Source organism: Cupriavidus sp. 05L310, from assembly GCF_056398185.1.
The window spans coordinates 83891-106952 of record NZ_JBFTOX010000021.1; the positions used below are offsets into that span (position 1 = coordinate 83891).

Annotated in this window: 21 protein-coding genes; 5 read left to right on the forward strand and 16 right to left on the reverse strand. The window is 66.5% G+C overall.

Annotated elements, in window-relative coordinates; all coding sequences use genetic code 11:
• The first annotated feature begins 105 nt into the window (after positions 1-105).
• From AC1DS6_RS17065 to AC1DS6_RS17075, 3 genes are all read left to right on the forward strand, one after another.
• A complete protein-coding gene (locus AC1DS6_RS17065; protein ID WP_006160208.1) occupies positions 106-630 on the forward strand; it encodes a gamma carbonic anhydrase family protein in 525 nt (174 codons plus the stop codon).
• A gap of 39 nt (positions 631-669) precedes the next feature.
• Positions 670-1698: an Hsp33 family molecular chaperone HslO gene (gene hslO, locus AC1DS6_RS17070; protein ID WP_441630045.1), complete on the forward strand. Its 1029-nt coding sequence runs from the start codon at positions 670-672 to the stop codon at positions 1696-1698.
• A 107-nt stretch (positions 1699-1805) separates the two neighbouring features.
• A complete protein-coding gene (locus tag AC1DS6_RS17075) occupies positions 1806-2237 on the forward strand; it encodes a hypothetical protein (RefSeq protein ID WP_441630043.1) in 432 nt (143 codons plus the stop codon).
• A 65-nt stretch (positions 2238-2302) separates the two neighbouring features.
• On the opposite strand, the gene ftsB is transcribed toward AC1DS6_RS17075, so the two are convergent.
• From ftsB to edd, 12 genes are all read right to left on the reverse strand, one after another.
• On the reverse strand, positions 2303-2641 hold the full coding sequence (gene ftsB, locus AC1DS6_RS17080) for a cell division protein FtsB (protein WP_035859184.1): 339 nt from the start codon (positions 2639-2641) through the stop codon (positions 2303-2305).
• A gap of 68 nt (positions 2642-2709) precedes the next feature.
• A complete protein-coding gene (gene eno / locus AC1DS6_RS17085) occupies positions 2710-3999 on the reverse strand; it encodes a phosphopyruvate hydratase (protein WP_441630041.1) in 1290 nt (429 codons plus the stop codon).
• A gap of 88 nt (positions 4000-4087) precedes the next feature.
• Complete coding sequence (locus AC1DS6_RS17090; protein WP_150983857.1) at positions 4088-4378, reverse strand: DUF1330 domain-containing protein; 291 nt, start codon at positions 4376-4378, stop codon at positions 4088-4090.
• A 90-nt stretch (positions 4379-4468) separates the two neighbouring features.
• On the reverse strand, positions 4469-5341 hold the full coding sequence (gene kdsA, locus AC1DS6_RS17095) for a 3-deoxy-8-phosphooctulonate synthase (RefSeq protein WP_441630039.1): 873 nt from the start codon (positions 5339-5341) through the stop codon (positions 4469-4471).
• Between the two features lie 29 nt (positions 5342-5370).
• Positions 5371-7023, reverse strand: a complete 1653-nt coding sequence (locus AC1DS6_RS17100; RefSeq protein ID WP_045238051.1) for a CTP synthase — start codon at positions 7021-7023, stop codon at positions 5371-5373.
• 150 nt (positions 7024-7173) lie between these two features.
• Positions 7174-7995 (reverse strand): alpha/beta fold hydrolase, encoded by an 822-nt coding sequence (locus tag AC1DS6_RS17105; protein WP_441630036.1) that lies wholly within the window; start codon positions 7993-7995, stop codon positions 7174-7176.
• A gap of 15 nt (positions 7996-8010) precedes the next feature.
• Positions 8011-8832 (reverse strand): proteasome-type protease, encoded by an 822-nt coding sequence (locus AC1DS6_RS17110; RefSeq protein ID WP_200876673.1) that lies wholly within the window; start codon positions 8830-8832, stop codon positions 8011-8013.
• Between the two features lie 130 nt (positions 8833-8962).
• On the reverse strand, positions 8963-9787 hold the full coding sequence (locus tag AC1DS6_RS17115; protein ID WP_441630034.1) for a transglutaminase family protein: 825 nt from the start codon (positions 9785-9787) through the stop codon (positions 8963-8965).
• A gap of 39 nt (positions 9788-9826) precedes the next feature.
• On the reverse strand, positions 9827-10780 hold the full coding sequence (locus AC1DS6_RS17120; RefSeq protein WP_441630032.1) for an alpha-E domain-containing protein: 954 nt from the start codon (positions 10778-10780) through the stop codon (positions 9827-9829).
• 94 nt (positions 10781-10874) lie between these two features.
• Complete coding sequence (locus tag AC1DS6_RS17125) at positions 10875-12347, reverse strand: circularly permuted type 2 ATP-grasp protein (RefSeq protein WP_441630030.1); 1473 nt, start codon at positions 12345-12347, stop codon at positions 10875-10877.
• 296 nt (positions 12348-12643) lie between these two features.
• Positions 12644-13153, reverse strand: coding sequence for a gluconokinase (locus AC1DS6_RS17130; RefSeq protein WP_035859211.1), 510 nt, complete (start codon positions 13151-13153; stop codon positions 12644-12646).
• A 189-nt stretch (positions 13154-13342) separates the two neighbouring features.
• A complete protein-coding gene (gene edd / locus AC1DS6_RS17135) occupies positions 13343-15229 on the reverse strand; it encodes a phosphogluconate dehydratase (RefSeq protein WP_441630028.1) in 1887 nt (628 codons plus the stop codon).
• A 302-nt stretch (positions 15230-15531) separates the two neighbouring features.
• On the opposite strand from edd, the gene AC1DS6_RS17140 reads away from it, so the two are divergent.
• Positions 15532-16470: a MurR/RpiR family transcriptional regulator gene (locus AC1DS6_RS17140; protein ID WP_045238058.1), complete on the forward strand. Its 939-nt coding sequence runs from the start codon at positions 15532-15534 to the stop codon at positions 16468-16470.
• Here the strand turns inward: AC1DS6_RS17140 and AC1DS6_RS17145 are convergent.
• From AC1DS6_RS17145 to AC1DS6_RS17160, 4 genes are all read right to left on the reverse strand, one after another.
• Entirely contained in the window at positions 16382-18832 is a 2451-nt protein-coding gene (locus AC1DS6_RS17145; RefSeq protein ID WP_441630026.1) for a DNA internalization-related competence protein ComEC/Rec2, read from the reverse strand. The two genes, AC1DS6_RS17140 and AC1DS6_RS17145, sit on opposite strands and share 89 nt — an antisense overlap.
• Before the next feature lie 64 nt (positions 18833-18896).
• Positions 18897-19772 (reverse strand): TatD family hydrolase, encoded by an 876-nt coding sequence (locus tag AC1DS6_RS17150; RefSeq protein WP_441630024.1) that lies wholly within the window; start codon positions 19770-19772, stop codon positions 18897-18899.
• Between the two features lie 27 nt (positions 19773-19799).
• The gene (lolD, locus tag AC1DS6_RS17155) at positions 19800-20546 is read right to left on the reverse strand and encodes a lipoprotein-releasing ABC transporter ATP-binding protein LolD (RefSeq protein ID WP_441630022.1); all 747 of its coding nucleotides are present in this window, start codon (positions 20544-20546) and stop codon (positions 19800-19802) included.
• Positions 20539-21789 carry a lipoprotein-releasing ABC transporter permease subunit gene (locus tag AC1DS6_RS17160; protein ID WP_045238062.1) on the reverse strand — a complete coding sequence of 417 codons (1251 nt, stop codon included), beginning with the start codon at positions 21787-21789 and terminating at the stop codon, positions 20539-20541. The genes lolD and AC1DS6_RS17160 overlap by 8 nt, the downstream gene beginning before the upstream one ends.
• Before the next feature lie 149 nt (positions 21790-21938).
• On the opposite strand from AC1DS6_RS17160, the gene AC1DS6_RS17165 reads away from it, so the two are divergent.
• The gene (locus tag AC1DS6_RS17165) at positions 21939-23060 is read left to right on the forward strand and encodes a hypothetical protein (protein WP_441630020.1); all 1122 of its coding nucleotides are present in this window, start codon (positions 21939-21941) and stop codon (positions 23058-23060) included.
• Positions 23061-23062 lie beyond the last annotated feature (2 nt).

Below are 23062 nucleotides of genomic sequence, written 5' to 3' on the forward strand. Positions count from 1 at the left end.
CCATTGTAGGGCCCGGCGGGTGGCGCTCCATGCCAGGCCGCCCGCGACCCTTTAAAGCCTGGCGGCAAACCCCATATACCCATACGAACTTGTGCAGGAGACCTCATGGCGCTTTACCAGCTCGGCGACGTTGCCCCCACCATCGATCCGGATGCCTATGTGGCGCCGGAGGCTACCATCATCGGCAACGTGACGCTCAAGGCGCGCGCCAGCGTCTGGCCAGGCGTGGTGATCCGGGGCGACAACGAACCGATCGTGGTGGGCGAGTCCAGCAATGTGCAGGAAGGCACCGTGCTCCACACCGACCCCGGCTGCCCGCTGACCATCGGCGACAAGGTATCGATCGGCCACCAGGCCATGCTGCATGGCTGCACGGTGGGCGAAGGCTCGCTGATCGGCATCCAGGCGGTGATCCTGAACCGTGCAGTGATCGGCAAGGAGTGCCTGGTCGGCGCCGGGGCCGTGGTCACCGAAGGCAAGGTATTCCCGGATCGTTCGCTGATCCTGGGCGCGCCGGCCAAGGTGGTGCGCGAACTCACCGAGCAGGATGTGGCCAACCTGTACCGCAATGCCGAGACCTACGCCACGCGCCAGGCCATGTACAAGACGCAACTCAAACGCATCGACTAAGGCGCCGCGACGCCCGCACCGATTTACCGACGGATCATCGTGACTGACACCACCACCCCCGACACCCTGCAGAAATTCCTGTTCGACGCGGCCCCCGTTCGCGGCGAACTGGTGCGCATGCAGACCACCTGGCAGGAAGTACTGCGCCGCAATCATTACCCGGCGCCGGTGCGCCGCCTGCTGGGTGAAATGATGTCCGCCGCCGCCCTGCTTTCGGCCAACCTGAAGTTCAACGGCGCGCTGGTGATGCAAGTGCACGGCGACGGCCCGGTGCGCATGCTGGTGGTGGAATGCCTGTCCGACCTGTCGATGCGGGCGACCGCCAAGCTAGCCGAAGGCGTAGCGCTGGCCGACGATGCCACGCTGGCGGACCTCGTCAACATCAACGGCCGCGGCCGCTTCGCCATCACGCTGGACCCGCAGGACAAGCTACCCGGACAGCAGCCGTACCAGAGCATCGTGCCGCTGGCCGATGCACACGGCCCGATGGCGTCGATGACTGCCGTGCTCGAACACTATATGCAAGCGTCCGAGCAGCTCGACACCCGGCTGTGGCTGGCCGCCGACGACAAAGTTGCCGCCGGCATGCTGCTGCAGAAGCTGCCGTCCTACGGTGGCACGCTGGAAGGCCATGCCGGGCGCGCGCCCGCCGAAGTCGGCGAAACCGGCGTGCCGCTGGCGGACACCGGCCGCGCGCAGGACCTGGACACCTGGGACCGCGCCTGCCAGCTCGGCGCCACGCTGAAGGACGAAGAACTCCTGGCCGAAACGCCCGATACTCTGCTGCGCCGCCTCTTCTGGGAAGACCTGCAAGCCACCGGTCTGCGCGTATTCGAGCCGCTCACGCCGCACTTCCAGTGCTCGTGCTCGCGTGCCAAGGTGGCTGGCATGCTGCAAAACCTGGGCCGCGTGGAAATCGAGGACATCCTGGTCGAACGCGGCGAAGTGGAGATCCAGTGCGATTTCTGCGGCCAGCAATATCACTTCGATCCGGTTGACTGCGCGCAACTATTTGCGCCGGCCCCCGTCGCTACCGGCGCCGGTGACGGTGCGGCGCAGCAACACTAAACTGCAACGCGGTAAGGCGGAGCGGCTCGGAAGGAACCCCACGAGGAACCTTTACGCCCTCCGCCGCGGTCCAAGCATCAGCGACCTACCAGAGTCAGGGAGTCACCATGTCCGCTTTGCCTTCAACCCCGTCCGCCGTCGCCGCAGCGTGCAAAGCGTCACGCCTGGTCCGCGCGCAGGGCACGATCGGCGTCTTGCTGCTCGGCGCAGTGCTGGCCTGCGGCGGCTGCGCGGAGTTGCCGCGCGACATCAACGGCTCGCCGCCGACCGCGCGCCTGGTGCCCAACGGTGTTCCGCCGGCGCCCCTCACCCCTGAAGAAAGGCAGAAGCTCGACGCCCTGAACCAACAGGTGCTGCGCGAGCAGGAAGCCGCCATCGCGCGCCAGCAAGAGGCCGAGGCCATGGCGCAGGCTGCAGCCTATGCCTATCCAAGCTGGAACCTGTATTACGGAGGGTGGGGCGGTGGCCACTGGGGCGGCGGAGTCGGCTTCAGCAGCCCCGGCTACCGGGGCTGGGGCGGCTATCCGTATTGGTGGTGAGTTTGCCGGGCGCCGCTTGAGGTGCGGCAGGTCAATAGACTCTGCCCAGGAACTGGCGCCAGTCGTCAGTGGCGGTTGAACGCCGGGGAATTCGGCGGAGGCGGCAGCGGCGGCGTGGCGCTGACCTTGGGCGCGGGCGCCACGAACTGCACGAACACCTCGCCATCCTTGACCATGCCCAACTCATAGCGGGCACGTTCCTCGATGGCGCCTGTGCCATCCTCCAGGTCCTTCACTTCCCCTTCCAGCTTGGCATTGCGCAACTTGAGCAACTGGTTGCGCGCCGATTGTTCCTGCACCTGCTTGTCCATGTCCCACACACGCAGCCAACCGCCCTTGCCCAGCCATAAGGGATACTGGATGGCGAGCAACAGCACGAACAACAGCAACGAGATCAGGCGCATGGGTTCTGGCGCTTAAGCGGAAAAGGAAGTTGCGTCAGCGCCGGCCGCGGCCGGCGCATGACACGCGCTTAGCGCAGATTGTAGAACGCGCTCTTGCCCGGGTAGCTGGCGATATCGCCGAGATCTTCCTCGATGCGCAGCAGCTGGTTGTACTTCGAGATACGGTCCGAGCGCGACAGCGAGCCGGTCTTGATCTGGCCGGCGTTGGTGCCCACCGCGATATCGGCGATGGTGCTGTCCTCGGTTTCGCCCGAGCGGTGCGAGATCACGGCGGTGTAGCCAGCGCGCTTGGCCATCTCGATGGCGGCGAAGGTCTCGGTCAGTGTGCCGATCTGGTTGATCTTGATCAGGATCGAGTTGCCGATGCCCTTCTCAATGCCTTCCTTCAGGATCTTGGTATTGGTCACGAACAGGTCGTCGCCCACCAGCTGCACGCGCTTGCCCAGCTTGTCGGTCAGCACCTTCCAGCCGTCCCAGTCGCCTTCGGCCATGCCGTCCTCGATCGACACGATCGGGAACTTGTCGCACAGGTTGGCCAGGTAGTCGGCGAACTGGGTCGAGGTCAGCTTCAGGCCCTCGCCTTCCAGGTGGTACTGGCCTTCGCCTTCGTGATAGAACTCGGTAGCCGCGCAGTCCAGCGCCAGCAGGACATCTTCGCCTGCACGGTAGCCGGCCTTCTCGATGGCCAGCACAACGGTGTTCAGGCACTCTTCGTTGGAAGCGAAGTTGGGGGCAAAGCCGCCCTCGTCGCCAACCGCCGTGGACATGCCCTTGTCGGACAGGATCTTCTTGAGCGCGTGGAACACTTCGGCGCCGCAACGCAGGGCTTCGCGGAAGCTCGTCTGCGACACCGGCATGATCATGAATTCCTGGATGTCCAGGCTGTTGTTGGCATGCGCGCCACCGTTGACGATGTTCATCATCGGCACCGGCATTTGCATCGCGCCCGAACCGCCGAAGTAGCGGTACAGCGGCAGGCCGGCTTCTTCAGCGGCGGCCTTGGCCACGGCCATCGATACGGCCAGCGTGGCATTGGCGCCCAGGCGAGCCTTGTTGTCGGTGCCGTCGAGGTCGATCAGGGTACGGTCCAGGAAAGCCTGCTCGGAGGCATCCAGGCCCATGATGGCTTCGGAGATTTCGGTGTTGATATGCTCGACAGCCTTCAGCACGCCCTTGCCGAGATAGCGCGACTTGTCGCCGTCACGCAGCTCGATGGCTTCGCGCGAACCGGTGGATGCGCCCGACGGCACTGCCGCGCGGCCCATCACGCCGGATTCGAGCAGGACGTCGCACTCGACCGTCGGGTTACCGCGCGAGTCGAGAACTTCGCGACCGATGATATCTACGATTGCACTCATGGATTCCTCTTGGACTGTTGATGCTTGATGACTTCGTACTACACGGGCGCCATGCCCTGGACTACCGCTGACGGGCGCTGATTAATGCCTAAACGCCTTCTACCACGATCATGTTCATGCGCGCGGCATGCTCGCGCGACTTGCGCGCGGCGCGATATTCCTCGCTGTCGTGGAACGACTTTGCCGCGTCATAGCTGGGAAACTTCAGCACGACCACGCGCGTCGGGGCCCAGTCGCCCTCCAGCTTCTCGGTCTTGCCGCCACGCACCAGCACCTCGGCGCCATGCACCTTCATGGCATGGCTGGAGAGCACCTTGTACTCTTCATACTGCTGGGGATCGGTGACATCGACGTGGGCAATGATATAGCCGCTGGCCATGGCGTATCTCCGTGTGATTTTATGGTGTTGATTCTACTTGGCTGATCATGGCCGCCTGATGACGGCCATGTCGGCAACGGCGCTGCGCGCTCAGGCGCAGGCCGCGGGCCAGCCGAAATTGTCTTCGAGGAAGCCCGAGCGCTTGACCAGCGTATCGAGTTCCTTGAGCACGGACAGCAGTTCCTTCATGCGCGACAGCGGCACGGCATTGGGGCCGTCCGACATGGCCTTGCTCGGGTCCGGATGCGTTTCCATGAACAGGCCCGCCACGCCCACCGCCACGGCAGCGCGCGCCAGCACCGGCACGAATTCGCGCTGGCCGCCGGAGCTGGTGCCCTGGCCGCCCGGCAGCTGCACCGAGTGCGTGGCATCGAACACCACCGGCGCGCCGGTCTCGCGCATGATCGCGAGCGAGCGCATATCGGAGACCAGGTTGTTGTAGCCGAAGGAAACGCCGCGCTCGCAAGCCATGAAGCTGTCTTCCGGCAGCCCTGCCTCGCGCGCGGCGTCGCGCGCCTTGTCGATGACGTTCTTCATGTCATGCGGCGCGAGGAACTGTCCCTTCTTGATATTGACGGGACGGCCGCTCTGCGCGCACGCGCGGATGAAGTCGGTCTGACGGCACAGGAAGGCCGGCGTCTGCAGTACATCGACCACCGCCGCCACCGGCTTGACCTCGTCGATCTCGTGGATATCGGTCAGCACCGGCACACCGATCTCGCGCTTGACCGTGGCGAGGATCTCCAGCCCTTTCTCCATGCCCAGCCCGCGGAAGGTCCTGCCCGACGAGCGGTTGGCCTTGTCGAACGAGGACTTGTAGATAAACGGGATGCCGAGCTCGCCGGTGATCGCCTTGAGCTCGCCGGCGGTATCCAGCGCCATCTGCTCGGACTCGATCACGCACGGACCGGCGATCAGGAAGAAGGGCCGGTCCAGGCCAACGTCAAATCCACAGAGTTTCATCACTAGTCTCCTGCTTGCGGTGCCGGGGCTCAGCCCGCCTTGCTCTGCTGGCTGGCCAGCGCCGCTTCCACGTAGGCCTTGAACAGCGGATGGCCATCGCGCGGGGTGGAGGTGAATTCCGGGTGGAACTGCACGCCCACGAACCACGGGTGCATGCTTTCCGGCAGTTCCATCATCTCGGGCAGGTCTTCGGTCGGGGTGCGAGCCGAAATCACCATGCCCGCCTTTTCCAGCGTCGGCACATAGTGATTGTTGACCTCGTAGCGATGGCGATGGCGCTCGTTGACTTCTTCGCCGTAGATCCTGGCTGCCTTGGTGCCCGGCTTGACCGGTACGCGCTGCGCGCCCAGGCGCATGGTGCCTCCCAGGTCGGACTCGGCGGAGCGCTCCTCCACCTTGCCTTCACGGTCGACCCATTCGGTGATCAGTGCCACCACCGGATGTTCGGTTTCCAGGTTGAACTCGGTCGAATTGGCATCGGCCATCGCCGCCACATGGCGGGCGAATTCGATCACGGCCAGCTGCATGCCCAGGCAGATGCCCAGGTACGGCACCTTGTTCTCACGGGCGTACTGGATCGCGCGGATCTTGCCTTCCGTGCCGCGCTTGCCGAAACCGCCCGGCACCAGGATGGCGTCCAGCGGCTTGAGCACTTCGAGGTGGCCCGATTCCAGCTCTTCCGAATCGATGTACTCGATGTTCACGCGGGTGGCGGTATGCATGCCGGCGTGGCGCAGCGCTTCGATCAGCGACTTGTACGACTCGGTCAGGTCGACGTACTTGCCAACCATGCCGATGGTGATCTCATGCTGCGGATTTTCCTGGGCATTGACCAGGCGTTGCCACATGGAGAGATCTGCCGGCTTCGGGTCGATACGCAGTTCCTCGCAGATCAGGCGGTCGAGGCCCTGCTCGTTGAGCATCTGCGGGATCTTGTAGATGCTGTCCGCGTCCCAGACCGAGATCACGGCTTCCTGCGGGATATTGGAGAACAGCGAAATCTTGGCGCGCTCTTCGTCCGGGATCGGGCGGTCCGCGCGGCACAGCAGCGCGGTCGGCGAGATGCCGATTTCACGCAGCTTCTGCACCGAGTGCTGGGTCGGCTTGGTCTTCAGCTCGCCGGCGCTGGCGATGAACGGCACCAGCGTCAGGTGCACGAAGGCAGCGTGGTTGCGGCCCATGCGCAGGCTCATCTGGCGCGCGGCTTCCAGGAACGGCAGCGATTCGATATCGCCCACCGTGCCGCCGATTTCCACCAGCGCGACGTCCGCCTTGCCACCGTGCGACGCAGCCGCGCCGCGCTCGATGAAGGCCTGGATTTCGTTGGTGATATGCGGGATTACCTGCACCGTCTTGCCGAGGTACTCGCCGCGGCGTTCCTTGCGGATCACCGACTCGTAGATCTGGCCCGTGGTGAAGTTGTTCGACTTGCGCATCTTGGCCGAGACGAAGCGCTCGTAGTGGCCGAGATCGAGGTCGGTTTCAGCACCGTCTTCCGTGACGAACACCTCGCCATGCTGGAAGGGGCTCATCGTGCCGGGATCGACGTTGATGTAGGGATCTAGCTTGAGGAGGGTGACTTTGAGGCCGCGCGACTCAAGAATGGCCGCGAGCGAAGCAGCAGCGATGCCCTTGCCGAGCGAAGAGACGACACCACCGGTGACGAAGACGAATTTGGTCATAAACCGAGCTTGCCGGGGAAATCGGGATTATACATGAGAGCCTGGCTGCTGCAGCGCCGCATTTGCGACAAGTCGCCTTGCCCGGCAACCGCTGAGACGCATTCGCCGCTTCGCACCCCGGCCCTCGCTGCTGCCCCTGCCTGACCCCGGCTACGGACGCGCGGCCGCGGGCGAATTGCCCCGCATTTCGCCGACGAGATCGCGGATCAATCCGGCCGTCTGGCCGGGCCGCTCCATCGGATAAAGATGCCCGCCCTCGATAAAGCGCAGGCGCTCTCCCACCAGCTTGCGCGTGGCGCCGAGCCCGCACTGCCGCACTTCGCGCGACTGCGTGCCGGCGACAAAGCCGACCGGCACCGGCGCGCCGCGCGCAACGCGCGAGCCCAGGCTGGTGGGCAGGGTGCGGTAGATATGGTACTCGATCTCACGCTCGAAACGCAGGCGGCGCTCGGCGTCGTTGCCGGTCGGCTCGGTGCCATGCATGGCGTAGTCGCGCAGCACCTCCTCATCCCAGGCCGCGAATACCGGCTTGGAACGGAAATGTTCCCAGACCGCCTCGGCACCCGGCCAGTGGGTGCGGCGCCGCCGCGTCACCGCCGCGGGGCCGGGCCGTTCGTCCAGGCCGAAGCGCTGGCCGGCCTTTAGCAAGGCGGCACGCCAGCCGGCGATCACGGGCGAATCGAGCATCACCACGCCGCGCACCCATTGCGGGCGCCGCAGCGCGGCCATCAGCGACAGGAAGCCACCGAGCGAATGCCCCACCAGCCACACCGGCTCGCGGTACTTCTGCTCCACGGAAGCCAGCAACTCATCGACGAGGTGCGGCCACTCTCGCGTGACCGGGAACTTCGGGTCATGGCCGTATCGGTCCACGGCGCGGATCTCGAAATCGTCTTCCAGCGTTGCGAACAGCTTGCGGTAGGTGCTGACGGGAAAGCCGTTGGCATGCGAAAAATGCAGGATGTCACGCATCTGGGATATCCGCCCTCAGTCCTGGGTGCCGGCGCGTTCGCGCGTGGCGCGCACCGGCTGCCCCCAGCGGTCGCCTTCGCCCTGGCGCGCCAGCGGAAACTCCGCCGGGGCGCAGGCATCCCATTCCGGATCGTTGATCTCGCCGAAGACCTGGCGCAGGCGATGCCCCCAGGTATCGCGGATCATGCGGAAGTAGGCGTTCTTCTCGTCGATATTGACGAAGCGGGTCACGCGCAGCGAATCGGCCTCGTAGACCAGCAGGTCCAGGGGCAGGCCCACCGAGATATTGGATTTCAGGGTGGAGTCCATCGAGATCAGTGCGCATTTGGCGGCTTGGCCAAGCGGCAGCGTGGGTTCCACCACGCGATCGATGATGGGCTTGCCGTACTTGGCCTCGCCGATCTGGAAATAGCAGTTCTCGGGCGTGGCTTCGACAAAATTCCCCGCCGCGTACACATGGAACAGGCGCACCCGCTCGCCACGGATCTGCCCGCCGAAGATCAGACTCACATTGAACTCGATGCCAGCCTCGCGCAGGGCGTGGGCATCGTGCTTGTGCACCTGGCGCACCGCGTCGCCAACGATGGCGGCCGCCTCGAACATATCGCGCGCGGTCCACAGGGAGCGCTTCTCGTCGCGGCCTTCTGCGAGTATCTGGCGCACCGCCTGGCTGATCGCCAGGTTGCCCGCCGTCAGCAGCACCATCACGCGGTCGCCCGGCTCCTCGAACACAGTCATCTTGCGCGCGGTCGAAATCGCGTCGACCCCGGCATTGGTGCGGGAATCGGAGAGGAACACCAGACCGGCATCCAGCCGCATGGCTACACAGTACGTCATGATCTCGTCTTGTTATGGTGCACGGCCCCGCCCGGCGCACTGCCCGGAGCCAGGCCGCATTCTAGCGCCGCCCCTGCGCGGCTGGAACACCGTATCACGCCCATTCCTGGTGCGCTTCGCACCACCTCGCTCACTGCAGCGGTGCAATGGCAATCTCGACCGCCAGCTGCTCGCCGCTGCCGCCCTCGCGAATGCCTCTCACCGGCGCGGCCATGCGGTAATCACGCCCGACCGCAAGCCGGACATGACGCGTGTCGCTCAGGCAAGCGTGCGTCACGTCGATACTGCACCACAGCTCCCTGTCCACGTCCACACAGACATCGGCCCAGGCATGGCTGGCCAACTCGGAGGCCGCCGGGTCGTAGAAATAGCCGCTGACGTAGCGCGCCGGAATACCGAGGGCGCGGCAACATGCCACCATCACTTGCGCCTGATCCTGGCAAACCCCGCTGCCCAGCCCGAAGGCCTCGCTGGCTGACGTGCCCACATCCGTGCTGTCTGCCTTGTACCGCACCCGCTCGGCTATGCCACCGGCCAGAGCCAGCAGGGCCGGCACCTCGTGCCCCGCCGCCAGGTAGGGCGAGGCAAAACGTAACATTTCCGGATGCGCGGCGGTCAGCGGCGTGCTGCCCAGGTAGTAAAGCGGCGAGACACGCGCCTCGCCCGCCGGCGGCGCATCGCAGAAAAGCGGCACTTCTCCGCCGGCGGGCGGCGTCACTTCCACCACGCCGCCTGCCTCGATCACCAGCGTATGCGCAGGGCCCGCCACGGTAAAGCTGTGAACGATATTGCCAAAGCCGTCGCGGGCCTCGGACAGGTTGCCCGGCACCGATAGCTGCCAGCCTTGCACGGCCTGCAACGGGCCCGAACGCGGCGCGAGCCGCAGTTCGTGCACGCTGCGCCGGACCGGCTCGGCGTAACGGTAAACCGTCTTGTGATGAATCTTGTATTTCACGATATGGCGAGGCCGGCACAACCTCCCACGTGAAGTGGCTCAGGCAGCCAGCAGCGGCACGAGAAAATCCCGGCTGATGCCGTTGCCGAGGTCGCCGATGCGCTCCAGGAAACTGGTCAGGTAAGCATGCAGCCCGACGGCGAAGATGTCGTCGATGCGCGCGTATTTCAAATCGGCGTGGAGTTTACCAGCCTGCCGCTCGGTCTCCGAAGAATGCTGGTTCCCGACCAGCGACAGGATCGCCACCACCTCGTCCATGCTCGATACCAGCGAACGCGGCATGTCCGGGCGCAGGATCAGCAGCTCGGCCACGCGCTCGGGCGTGATCACCGTGCGGTAGATCTTGCGGTAGACCTCGAAGCCGGACACCGAGCGCAGTACCGCCGCCCAATGATAGAAATCGTTGGCGTCGCGATTGGGATCGCTGTCGTCCAGCGTGCCGGCCTGGAATTTCACATCGAGGATCCGCGCGGTATTGTCGGCGCGCTCCAGGAACGTACCCAGCCGCATGAAATGGAAAGCATCGTCCTTGAGCATGGTGCCGAACTGCACGCCACGGGCCAGGTGGGAGCGGAACTTGACCCACTCGAAGAATTGCGCGGGATCGTCGGACAGAATGCCGTCAGCGATCATGCGCTGCACGTCGAGCCAGGTGGTGTTGATGGTCTCCCACACCTCGGTGGTCAGCGAGCCGCGCACCGCGCGCGCATTCTCGCGCGCCGCGCGTAGGCAGCTCATGATCGACGAGACATTGGTCATGTCCCGCACCATGAAGTCGATCACATCGTCGCGCGTCAGCAGGCCGTACTTCTCGTCAAACACCGTGGTCAGCTCGGAGATATCGAGCATGGCCCACCAGCCCTGCTCCGCCACCTCGGCGGATTGCGGCAACAGCGACGTCTGGTAATTCACGTCGAGCATGCGCGCGGTATTCTCCGCGCGCTCGGTGTAGCGCGCCATCCAGAACAGATGGTCGGCAGTGCGGCTAAGCATGTCAGTCCCCTCGTACTGCACTGTTCGCCCGCGCGCCGCCGGCATCGAGGCGGCCGGCGCGGGAATCTCAAACAATCCTTGCGAGCGCCGCGCTTCAGCGCTCCAGCACCCAGGTGTCCTTGGTGCCCCCGCCCTGCGAGGAATTGACCACCAGCGAGCCTTCCCGCAGCGCCACGCGCGTCAATCCGCCGGGCACCATGCGCACGTCCTTGCCCGACAGCACGAATGGGCGCAGGTCGATGTGGCGCGGCGCGATGCCGGACTCGACGTAGGTCGGGCAGGTTGACAGCGCCAGCGTGGGTTGCGCGATGTACTGCTCCGGACGCGCGCGCACGACCTCGCGGAAGGTATCGATCTCGGCGCGGGTGGCGGCCGGGCCCACCAGCATGCCGTAGCCGCCGGCGCCGTGGGTTTCCTTCACCACCAGTTCGTCCATGTGATCGAGCACGTACTGCAGGTCGTCGGGACGGCGGCACATATAGGTCGGGACATTGTTCAGGATGGCTTCCTCGCCGAGGTAGAAGCGGATCATGTCCGGCACATAGGGATAGATCGATTTGTCGTCGGCCACGCCAGTGCCGATGGCATTGCAGATGGTGACGTTGCCGGCGCGATAGACCGACAGCAGTCCCGCCGCGCCCAGCGTGGAATCGGGCCGGAACACCAGCGGGTCGAGGAAGTCGTCGTCGACCCGGCGGTAGATCACGTCGATGCGCTGCGGGCCCTGCGTGGTACGCATGTAGAGATGATCGTCCTGCACGAACAGGTCGCTGCCCTCGACCAGCTCCACGCCCATCTGCTGGGCCAGGAAGGCGTGCTCGAAATAGGCGGAGTTGTACATGCCGGGCGTCAGTACCACCACGGTGGGATCGGCGATGTTCTGCGGCGAGACCCCGCGCAACATGTCGAGCAACAGGTCCGGATAGTGGGCCACCGGCGCCACGCGGTTGCGCGCGAACAGGTCGGGAAACAACCGCATCATCATCTTGCGGTTCTCCAGCATGTAGGAGACGCCGGAGGGCACGCGCAGGTTGTCTTCCAGCACGTAGAACTCGCCCTCGCCCGCGCGTACCACGTCGATGCCCGCAACGTGGGCATAGATATCGCGCGGCACGTCGATGCCGAGCATCTCGGGCCGGTACTGCGCGTTGTTGTAGATCTGGTCTGGGGGAATCACGCCGGCGCGGATGATGTCCTGGCCGTGATAGATATCGTGAATGAAGCGATTCAGCGCGGAGACCCGCTGGCGCAGCCCGCGCTCCAGCGTGGCCCACTCGCTGGCGGGAAAGATCCGGGGAATCACGTCGAACGGGATGGTGCGCTCGGTGCCGCTGTTGGACTCGTCCTTTTCGCCATACACGGCGAAAGTGATGCCCACACGCCGGAAGATCAGGTCCGCCTCCGCGCGCTTGTTGCCCATGGTGCCTTCGGACTGTCGCGCCAGCCAGTCCGCGAACTGCTTGTAATGCCCCCGCACGGCACCTGCCGGCAGGGACTCTCCCGCGTGGATCGCTGCCGCCACGCCATCTTGCCAATCGAGCATCTCGTCGAAAAACCGCGCCGCCATGATGGCCGTTCCCCCATGATTTGGGCGCCGCCCAAACTGCCGGCGATCCCGTTTTGATTGGCTTCTTGTTCCCGGCACAGCACCTTGAGGTCACCACCCGCAGCCCGGCGGCGCAGCCGCGGACCGTCGTCATGCTTCGAAGTGCTGTACCTATAGGATACCTATGACCACGAAAGCCGCAAGCGGCGGGCATTCGCGCCATCAAACATGGATTAAGCAAGATGTCTGCCAGCCCCTCCTCAATTCGCACCAAGACGGCGCCCGGGAACGGTCCGGGCGGGGGCAACCGCGCCGCGCTAACGCGCCACGGCCGTACCCTTGCATGCCGGCACTTCGGCCAGGATGTACTGCACCAGGGCTTCAGGGGTCTGGCGGATATCGAGTACCAGCGCGTCGCGCGGCTCCTCCAGCGTTTCGAACTGGCTCTGCAGCAGCGCCGGATTGAAGAAGTGCTCGCTGCGCTCGGCCAGGCGACCGCCGATGACCGCGGCGTCGCCCTTCATATAGACAAAGGTCACGCCGCCGTCGGGCGGCGTCAGCCGGTCGCGATAGGTCTGGCGCAACGCGGAACAGGTGAACACATGGGTGCGGCCTTCGGCGCGGGCCGCATCGATCGCCGCGCGCATGGCGGCCAGCCAGGGCCAGCGGTCTTCATCAGTCAGCGGGATGCCGTTGTGCATCTTCGCCTTGTTGGCGGCGCTGTGGAAATCATCGGCGTCGTGAAAGCCGCAATGCAGGGTCTCGGCCAGCATCTGGCCGACGGTGCTCTTTCCGCTGCCGGAAACGCCCATCAGGATGTAGATCATGTCTGCTCCAGCGATCGTGTTCGGATGGTTTGCCCATCCTTGTCGGTAGTCCCCGCGCCGGCCGCCGGCAGTGTCCGGAAGCATACGGCCCTGAAGCCATGATAGGACCCGCATGGGCCGGCTCGGGGTCGTCCCCGCCAGCCGTTGGCTGCCGGGGACACAAATGACACAAATATCGGGGCGCGCCGCCTATTGTGCGACGGCCGCGCCGGTTTGGACAGCGCCGTGCGCGTCGGCTTCGGACAGGTCCAGCGCGCTGCCGCCCTCTTCTGCTATCCGCGCATTGCGGCGGAACAGGCCAAACAGGCCGCGGCCGACGCTGAAGCTGGCGAAAGCGTCGTCCGGCAGTACCGCCGAGGCGCGCGCCGCGAAGTCGGCGTCGCCGTCGGCGCCACCGAGCCATTCCAGGGTGCCAGCGACGGCATCCACGCGGAGGCGGTCGCCATCGCGCACTCGCGACAAGGGCCCCCCAGCAAGTGCCTCCGGACCCACATGAATGACAGCCGGCACCTTACCCGAAGCACCCGACATGCGCCCATCGGTCACCAGCGCCACCTTGTGGCCGGCATCCTGCAGCGCGCCCAGCACCGGCGTAAGGCGGTGCAGCTCGGGCATGCCGTTGGCGTTCGGCCCCTGGAAGCGCACCACCGCGACCACATCGCCAGCCAGCTCGCCGGCATCGAACGCGGCCTGCAAGCCTTCCTGGGAATCGAAGACGCGCGCCGGCGCCTCCACCACCCGATGCTCCGGCGCCACCGCCGACACCTTGATCATGCCGCGGCCAAGATTGCCCTGCAGCAAGCGCAGGCCGCCCTCGGCGGAGAACGGCTCGGCCGCGGTGGCCAGAACCGTCGCGTCACCGCTGGTAGCCGCACCGTCACGCCACTGCAGCACGCCGTCGATCATCACGGGTTCCTGCGTGTAGCGTGCCAGGCCGTGCCCGGCCACGGTTTCCACGTCCTCATGCAGCAGCCCCGCGTCGAGCAACTGGCGAATCACGTAGGCCACGCCGCCGGCGGCGTGGAAATGGTTCACGTCGGCGGCGCCGTTGGGATAGACCCGCGCCAGCAGCGGCGTGATGCGCGAGAGGCGGTCGAAGTCGTCCCAGTCGATGATGATGCCGGCCGCGCGCGCCATCGCCACGAGGTGGATGGTGTGGTTGGTCGAACCGCCGGTGGCCAGCAGGCCCACCACGGCATTGATCACGGCGCGTTCGTCAACGATGCGCGCCAGCGGGAGGTAGTCCGCACCCCGCGCCGTCAGGGCCAGCGCGCGTTGCGCGGCGGCGGCGGTGAGCGCATCGCGCAGACCGCTGTCAGGATGCACAAAGGCCGCGCCGGGCATATGCAGCCCCATGATCTCCATCAGGAACTGGTTGCTGTTGGCGGTGCCGTAGAAGGTGCAGGTGCCGGCCCCGTGATAGGCCTCGCACTCGGCTTCCAGCAAGGCTTCGCGGCCGACCTGGCCGGTGGCGTAGAGCTGGCGCACGCGCGCTTTTTCCTTGTTGGACAGGCCCGTCGACATCGGCCCGGCCGGCACGAACACCACCGGCAGGTGGCCGAACTGCAGCGCGCCCATCAGCAGGCCCGGCACGATCTTGTCGCACACGCCAAGCATCACGGCGGCATCGAAGGTGTTGTGCGACAGCGAGACCGCGGTCGCCATCGCGATGGCGTCGCGCGAGAACAGCGACAACTCCATGCCGGCATTGCCCTGCGTGATGCCGTCGCACATCGCCGGCACCCCGCCCGCCACCTGCGCCACCGCGCCAACGGCGCGCGCGGCCTCGCGGATCACGCCGGGGTAGCGCTCGTACGGCTGGTGGGCCGACAGCATGTCGTTATAGGCGGTGACGATGCCGAGATTGGCGGCATGCTCGACCCGCAGCTTGAGCTTGTCATGCACTGGCAACGCGGCCAGGCCATGCGCGAGGTTGGCACAGGACAGCCCGCGCAAGGGACCCAGCTCCTGCTGGGCGCGTTCGCAACGCGCCAGGTAGGCGGCACGGCTGCGCTGGCTGCGCGCGATCACGCGCGCGGTGACGGACTGTACTTCGGCGTGGAGGGCTTTTGACATGCGTGGGATTCCTGGTCGTGATGCCTGATCGTATCCGGGAGGACTGGGGAACGCGTTTGTTTGTAGATTTTCTACATTATATCGAAAGGCAATTTGAAAACACCATGCGCACGCATCACAAAGCGCCGCATTCACGGCAAAAATCGACAGAATAGGTGAAACCCCTAGTCACAAGCCCACCGGAAGCCGAGGCGATTTCGATGTTGATTATGTAGAATATCTACATGCAGTGCGAACTACCGAACCCCGGATACCGGGGCCAAAGGCACAAGAATGCCCCGGCACAGACAGCCCTCCTTACCATGCGCGACCGAATCCTTGCCGTCTACGACACGCTTCGCCCCTCCGAACGCCGCCTTGCCGACTACGTTGCCCGGCACGGCGCCAGCGTGATCCGTTTGTCGATGCCAGAACTGGCCGAGCGAGCGGGTGTATCCCAGCCCACCATCGCGCGCTTTTGCGCCGCGCTCGGTTATGACGGCTTCCGCGAGTTCAAACTCCAGTTCGCCCAGAACGTGGGCGGCGGCACGCCCTTCGTGCACCAGGACGTCAAGGCCGAAGACCGTCCCGCCGACATCGCCGGCAAGGTGTTCGACCGCACCATCGCCACGCTGATGACAGTGCGCAATGCGCTGTCCGCGGACCAGATCGAGCACGGCATCCAGCTGCTCGCGGCGGCGCGGCGCATCGAGTTCTATGGCTGCGGCAACTCTGGCATCGTCGCGCTGGATATCCAGCACAAGTTCTTCCGCCTCGGCATTCCCACCGTTGCGTACTCGGATTCGCATGTATTCAGCATGTCCGCGGCGTTGCTCGGCCCAGGCGATGTGGCGGTGCTGGTTTCCAACAGCGGGCGCACCTGGGACATGCTGGCCGCCGCCACGCTGGCCCGCGCCAGCGGCGCCAGCGTGCTGGCGCTGACCCACAGCGGTTCGCCGCTGGCCGCGCTGGCGGACGTATGCGTGTTCTCGGACGTGGAAGAAGACAGCGAGGTCTACACGCCAATGACCTCCCGCATCTGCCACCTGGTGCTGGGCGACGTGCTTGCGGCCGGCGTCGCACTGGAACGCGCCGACACCGTCTCCGCCGGCCTGCAGCGCGCCAAGGCCCATCTGCGCGAGCGCCGCATCGCCCAGGCCGAGCCCGCGCATCTCAGCGAGGCGCCGGCGGCGCCGCGCGCCAGTAGCGCCGCTCGTGCTGGCGGTAAGCCCGCACCTCGTAAGACTCGCCGCGCGTCATGATCTGGACCGCGCCGGTTTCGTCGCTGCGATAGCGCGCGATGCCGTGCGAGCCGTAGCGATCCCAGATCTCGGGGCGCGGATGCCGGTGGCGATTGCGATAGCCCATCTGGAACAGCGCCAGCTCGGGCGCCACCACGCCCAGGAACGACCCGCTGGACGAGGTGTTGCTGCCATGGTGCGGCGCCTGCAGGAAATCGGCGCGCAGGTCTTGCGTCGGCAGCCGCGCCAGCAGCGCCGCCTCGTCGCGCCGGGAGATATCGCCAGTCAGCAGAAGGCTGCGCGCGCTGGCCTCCACCTTGAGCACGCAACTGCGCGCATTGCTGTCGATGGCAGCGTTCTGCGCCACGCCCGGCAAGGGATGCAGCATGACAAAGCGAACCCCGTCCCACTCCCACCGCTGCCCCGCCGCGCAGGGCCGGGCCTTTGGCGAGGCAGCACCCGCAGGCGGCGCCAGCAGCCGATGGCCTGATGGCGCACCTGACAGCAGGCTGTCCACCGCCAACGCCGCCATCACGTCGCGCGCCCCGCCTGCGTGATCGGCATCTTCATGACTGATCACCAGTGCGTCGAGCCTGCGCACGCCCGCGCCGCGCAGATACGGCACGATGGCGCGCGCGCCCGCGCTGCTGCCCGGCTCGCCGCGTCCGGCGCCCCACCCGTAGGCCGGACCGGCATCGTAGAGCAGCACATGCGAGTGCGTTTCCACCAGCACCGCGGTGCCTTGCCCGATATCGATCGCGGTGGCACGAAACTCGCCTTGCGCCACCGGCTGACGCCCCGCCACCACCATCGGCAGCAGCAGCACGACGCCATGCAGGCGCGCACGCACGCCGCAACGCACGGGCGCCAGCAACAGCAGCGTGCCGAGCACCGCCAGCCCCAGCGCGAACGGACCCGCGCGCGCGGCCTGCCACACCGCCCACGGCGGCGCCGCCAGCCACTCCAGGCCTATCACCAGCCAGTGCAGCAGCAGGTGCGCAGGGACGAGCAGCCAGCCCGCCAGCGGTGCCGGCAGCGCCGCCGCCAGCAGGGCCAGCGGCGTCACCAGCAGGCTGACCAGCGGAATCGCCACTGCATTGGCCAGTGGCGAGATCACCGAGACCTGCTGGAACAGCAACAGAGTCAACGGCACCAGCCCGACGGTGACGGCCCATTGCGTGCGTGTGGCCTGCGCCAGCGTGGACCGCAGACGCTGCCACCACGAGGACGCAGCATCCCCGGCGGGCTGCGCCGCGGCCAGGAAGATCACGCCCACAGCGCCGAAGGACAGCCAGAAGCCGGGCGACAGCACGGCCCAGGGATCGAGCCCGATCGCCGCGAACGCGGCCCAGGCCAGCACCAGGGAAGCAGGCGGCGCGCGGCCGCTCCATAGCGCCAGCGCCGCCACGACCAGCATCGACACGGTACGCTGCGCCGGCACCTGCATGCCCGCCAGCAGGCCGTACGCGAGTGCGGCCATCACCGCCGCCACCAGTGCGGCGCGCCGCGCGGGCCAGTACAGCGGTAAAGGCCGCCGCAGCCAACTGCCAAGGCCAAACGAATGCCGCCACAACCAGTATGCGAAGCTGGAAAAGAGACCGGAAATCATGGTGATATGCAGGCCGGAGATGCTGATCAGGTGGCCGACGCCTGTACGGGTGAACAAGGTCCAGTCGCGCTGCTGGATACCCCGCTGGTCGCCCACCACCAGCGCCGCAAGGACCGGAGCAAAGCGCGCATCCGGAGGCAGGCTGCCCAGCACGTGGTCGCGTACCTGCATCCGCCATCGCGCGATCCTCCACGCCAGTTGTTCACCAACGGCCTCCTGCGCCTCGCGCCGGACGTCGCGCACGTAGCCCGTAGCGCCGATTCCGGCTGCCATCAGCCAGTATTCGTAGTCGAAACCATGAGGGTTGGCCAGGCCGTGCGGCCGGCGCAGACGCAGCGAAAAGACGTACCGCTCGCCGGGGCGCAACGCGGGTGGCGCATCGTCCCAGCTCAGCAGTATCTGCGAGGGAATGCCGGTCGTCATGCCATGGGCCTGCGTCTCATCGAGCGCGAACACAAAGCGCTGGCCGCGCGGCGCCTGCGCCGGCAGGCCTGCAACGACGCCGCTCAGCAGCAGGTCCACGCCTTCCAGTTCGGGCGCCAGGCGTTCTCCCAGCCTGAGTTCTGCGCGCCAAGCCGACCAGCCGAAACCCGCCAGCACCGACAGCACGATCAAGACCGCGCGAGCCCGGCCGGAGCGGCGCATGCGTAGCGCGAGCAGGGCCACGACAACCCCGGCCGCCACCAGCCCCCACGCCGTGGCGCCGCGCGGCAGCGAGCCCTGTTGTTGCAGCCACCAGCAGCCCGCCACGAAGGCGAGCAGGATCAAACGCATGCCAGCTCCCGGACGGGAAGTCAGATGTGTTTGCTTATACAGCCGTCGCCAGCCGCGAAACTTGTCAGGATGAGACGGAAAGGTTGCCGGTTGTTTCGGCCGGGGCAGGCAATGCCGATGGGAACATGGTTGCCGCAAAGGCGGCCAGGCGTGGCAGCGCAGCCACCGAGTTTTGCCACATCGCCGGTGCCAGCGTCGCGGCATCGAGACCACGCAACTCGCCCAGCACCCTGGCCACGCCCACCACTTCGGCAGGCGTATTGCGCGCCTTGTGCTGCTCGCCGAACTGGTCGTCGGACAGCCATGCGGGGGCGATGTCAGGCGCATCGGTTTCGAGCACGATGGCGTCGAGCGGCAACTCCAGCGCCAGGCGCCGGATTTGCTTCGCGCGGCTGAAAGTCAGGTTGCCGCCAAAGCCCAGCTTGAGGCCTTGATCGACAAAGCCGCGCGCCTGCTGCACGCTGCCATTGAAGGCGTGGGCGATGCCCTGGCGCACGCCGGCGCGCCGCAGCTGCGCCGCCACCTGGTCCTGCGACTTGCGCACATGCAGCAGCACCGGCAAGTCGAACTCGCGGGCAATCTTGAGCTGCTCGGTGTAGATCCACGTCTGGTGCGCGGCATCGAGGCCGGGCACGAAGAAATCCAGCCCGATCTCGCCGATGCCGACGAAGCGCGGATCGGCCAGCGAGGCTTGCACCTCCCGGCGCAAGGCATCGAGATCGGACTGCGCGGCACCCGGCGTGCACAGCGGATGGATACCCAGGGCGTAGACGCAGCCAGGGTGCCGCTGCGCCAGCGCGCGCACCGCGGCAAAATTGGACAGGGCCACCGCCGGCAGCACGATGCCGGTGACGCCAGCCGCGGCGGCGGCGGCGGCTACGGCATCACGGTCGGCGTCGAATTCGCCGGCGTCGAGGTGGCAATGGGTATCGATCCACATGGCGGTGTGCCGGCGCGGCGATGCGCTTCAGCGTTCGGCGTGGAGGTGCCCGTCGCGCAGGCGCAGCACGCGGTCGCAGCGGCTGGCCAGGTCGAGGTCGTGGGTCACGATCACGAAGCTGGTGCCCAGCGTGCGCGACAGCTCCAGCATCAGGTCGTAGACGCCACCCGCCGTGTGGTCGTCCAGGTTGCCTGTGGGCTCGTCGGCCAGCACGCACGCCGGGCTGCCGACCAGCGCGCGGGCAATCGCCACCCGCTGCCGTTCGCCGCCGGACAGCTCGCCGGGCCGGTGCTGCGCCCGGTCGCCCAGCCCCACCCGCTCCAGCACCGCCATCGCCGCCGCCCGCGCCTCGGGCTGACGCAGCCCGCGGATGCGCATCGGCATGGCCACGTTGTCCAGCGCCGTGAACTCAGGCAGCAGGTGGTGGAACTGGTAGATGAATCCCAGCTCGCGATTGCGCACGATATTGCGCTCGCTCTCGCGCAGCGCCGTAAAGGGCCGGCCCTGCAAGGCAACCCGGCCACTGTCAGGGTTGTCGAGTCCGCCCAGCACATGCAGCAAGGTACTTTTGCCGGAGCCGGACGCGCCGACGATGGCAACCTTCTCCCCCGCCTCGACCCGCACGTCCACGCCCTTGAGCACGGTCACGTCCAGGCCGCCCTGGCGGAAACGCTTGGTCAGGCCCTCGCCCAGCAGGACGGGCGTGCCGTTGGCTTGGCCCGGCGCATCGGCGGCGCTGCCGGCCGGTTCGGCGCGCAACAGGGTTTCACTCATAGCGCAACGCCTCCGCCGGATTGACGCGGGCAGCGCGCCAGCTTGGGTAGAGCGTGGCCAGGATGGACAGTACAAAGGAAACGATACCGATGGTGGCAATGTCGTTCACGCGGGGATCCGAGGGCAATTCACTAATGAAATAGATGTCGCGCGGCAGGAACTGCACATGCAGCAGCCGCTCGATAAAGGGAACGATCACGTCGATGTTGAAGGCGATCAGCGCGCCGCCGGCCACGCCCGCCAGCGTGCCGATAAAGCCGATGGCCACGCCCTGCACGATGAAGATCTTGGTGATCGAACCGGGCTGGGCGCCCATGGTGCGCAGGATGGCGATGTCGGCCTGCTTGTCCGTCACGGTCATGACCAGCGTGGACACCAGGTTGAACGCGGCCACGGCGATGATCAACGTGAGGATGATGAACATCATGCGCTTCTCGGTCTGCACCGCGGCGAACCAGTTGCGGTTCTGCTTGGACCAGTCGCGCAGGTAGAGCTCACCCGAGAGCGTGCCGGCCAGCGCGTCGGCCACTTGCGGCGCGCGCTGCATGTCCGTCAGTTTCAGGCGCACGCCGGTGGGCCCGGCGAGGCGGAACATGGCTTCGGCGTCGCGGATATTGATCAGCGCCAGCGCGCTGTCGAACTCGAAATGGCCCGACGAGAACACCCCGACCACCGTGAACTGCTTGAGCCGCGGCAGCACCCCGGCCGGCGTGATGGTGCCCTGCGGCACGACCACCGTGACCTTGTCGCCCACCTGCACACCCATGGCATTGGCCAGTTCGTTGCCCAGCGCGATGCCGAATTCGCCGGGCAGCAGGCGATCCATGCCGCCGCCCCGGAACTGCTTGCCGATATCGGACACCTTGGGTTCTTCGGAAGGCTCGACCCCGCGCAGCAGCACGCCGCGCACCGCATCATCCCGGGTCAGCATGGCCTGCGCCGCCACATAGGGCGCGGCACCGATCACTTCCTTGTTGCGCAGCGCCTCGGCGGCGGTCTTTTGCCAGTCGGGCAGCGCCCCGGGCCCGACCACCTCGATGTGCGACAGCACCGATAGCATGCGGTCGCGCACTTCTTTCTGGAAGCCATTCATCACCGACAGCACCACGATCAGCGCCGCCACGCCCAGCGCGATGCCGGCCATGGAAATCATCGAGATAAAGGAAATAAAGGTGTTGCGGCTGGCGCGCTTGCTTGCGCGGGTGTATCGCCAACCGATCTGCCACTCGTAAGGAAAGTTCAAGAGGGTTCCTGTTGTTAGGGAGTAACGCCGGCGCCACACCGCCAACGCCGCATTTGGCTTACTGGCTGCGGGCTCGCGCCACTGTCCCAGCCGGGCCGGGGGACGATATTTCCGCCGGCCGCCAGCCGCAAGTTTACAATCTCGGCACCATGATGACGCACCTGACCCTGATTGTGCCCTTTTCCGTCCCGCCCGGCGCCGCGATCGACGCGGACGGCGGGGGCAACGACGCCATGCTGGAAGCCCTGCTGCGGCAGTTGGAGTTGCCGGCGCTGGGAAAGTTGCTTACCCGCGCCAGCCCCGGCCCGCGCGAGCGCCACGACGATCCCTTCCAGCGCTCGCTGCCGCATGAGCGCTGGCTGGCCGGACGTGCCGGGCTCGACACTGTCCGCGTGCCCAGCGCCCCGTTCATGCGACTGGCGGATATAGGCGCAGCCAGCGCGGGCGCCGCGAACGACGGCCAGGCGTGGGCTTGCCTGCAACCGGTACACATCCACGCCGCGCGCGACCACCTGGTGCTGATGGACCCGGCCCAGTTGCACGTCCGGGCCGAGGAGTCGGCCGCCCTGCACGCCGCGGTGTCTGACCTGCTGCGGGAGTCCGGCATTTTGCTGGAAACGCCGCATCCGGCCCGCTGGTACATCCCGGAAGCCGTGTTCGGGCCACTTGTGGCGGCCAGCCCGCTGCGCGCCACCGGCCGCAATATCGATGTATGGATGCAGTCCGGAGTGCGCGCCCGCGACTGGCGCCGGATCCAGAACGAAATCCAGATGACCTGGTACGACCATCCGGTGAACCAGGCCAGGGAAGCCGCCGGAGAGCTCTCCATCAATTCTGTCTGGCTCCACGGCGGCGGCATCCTGCAACAAGTGCCGCGCCTGGCCGACACGGTTTTGACAGGCGACGCTTTCCTGCACGGCCTGGCGCTGGCCGGCGGCACTGTGTGCCAGCCCGCGCCGGCGCGCTTCAAGGCCATCGAAGGCATCGAGGGCAGCGCCATGGTGCTGCTTGAGGACGCCATCGAAGCCCATATCGCCGAAGACTGGGGCCTGTGGATCGAGCGCATGCACGCACTCGATGCCGAATGGTTCTCCCCGGCGCTGGCCGCACTCGAAGGCGGCCAGTTGCAAGCGGTGACGCTGATGCTGGCCGGCGACAACCACTACGCCGAATTCACCGTGCGCCGCGCCGACCTGCGCAAATTCTGGCGCGGCCTGGGCCAGCGCGGCGACTGGCGCGCGCTGCTGTCCGACCTCGCCTATGCCGCCTGATC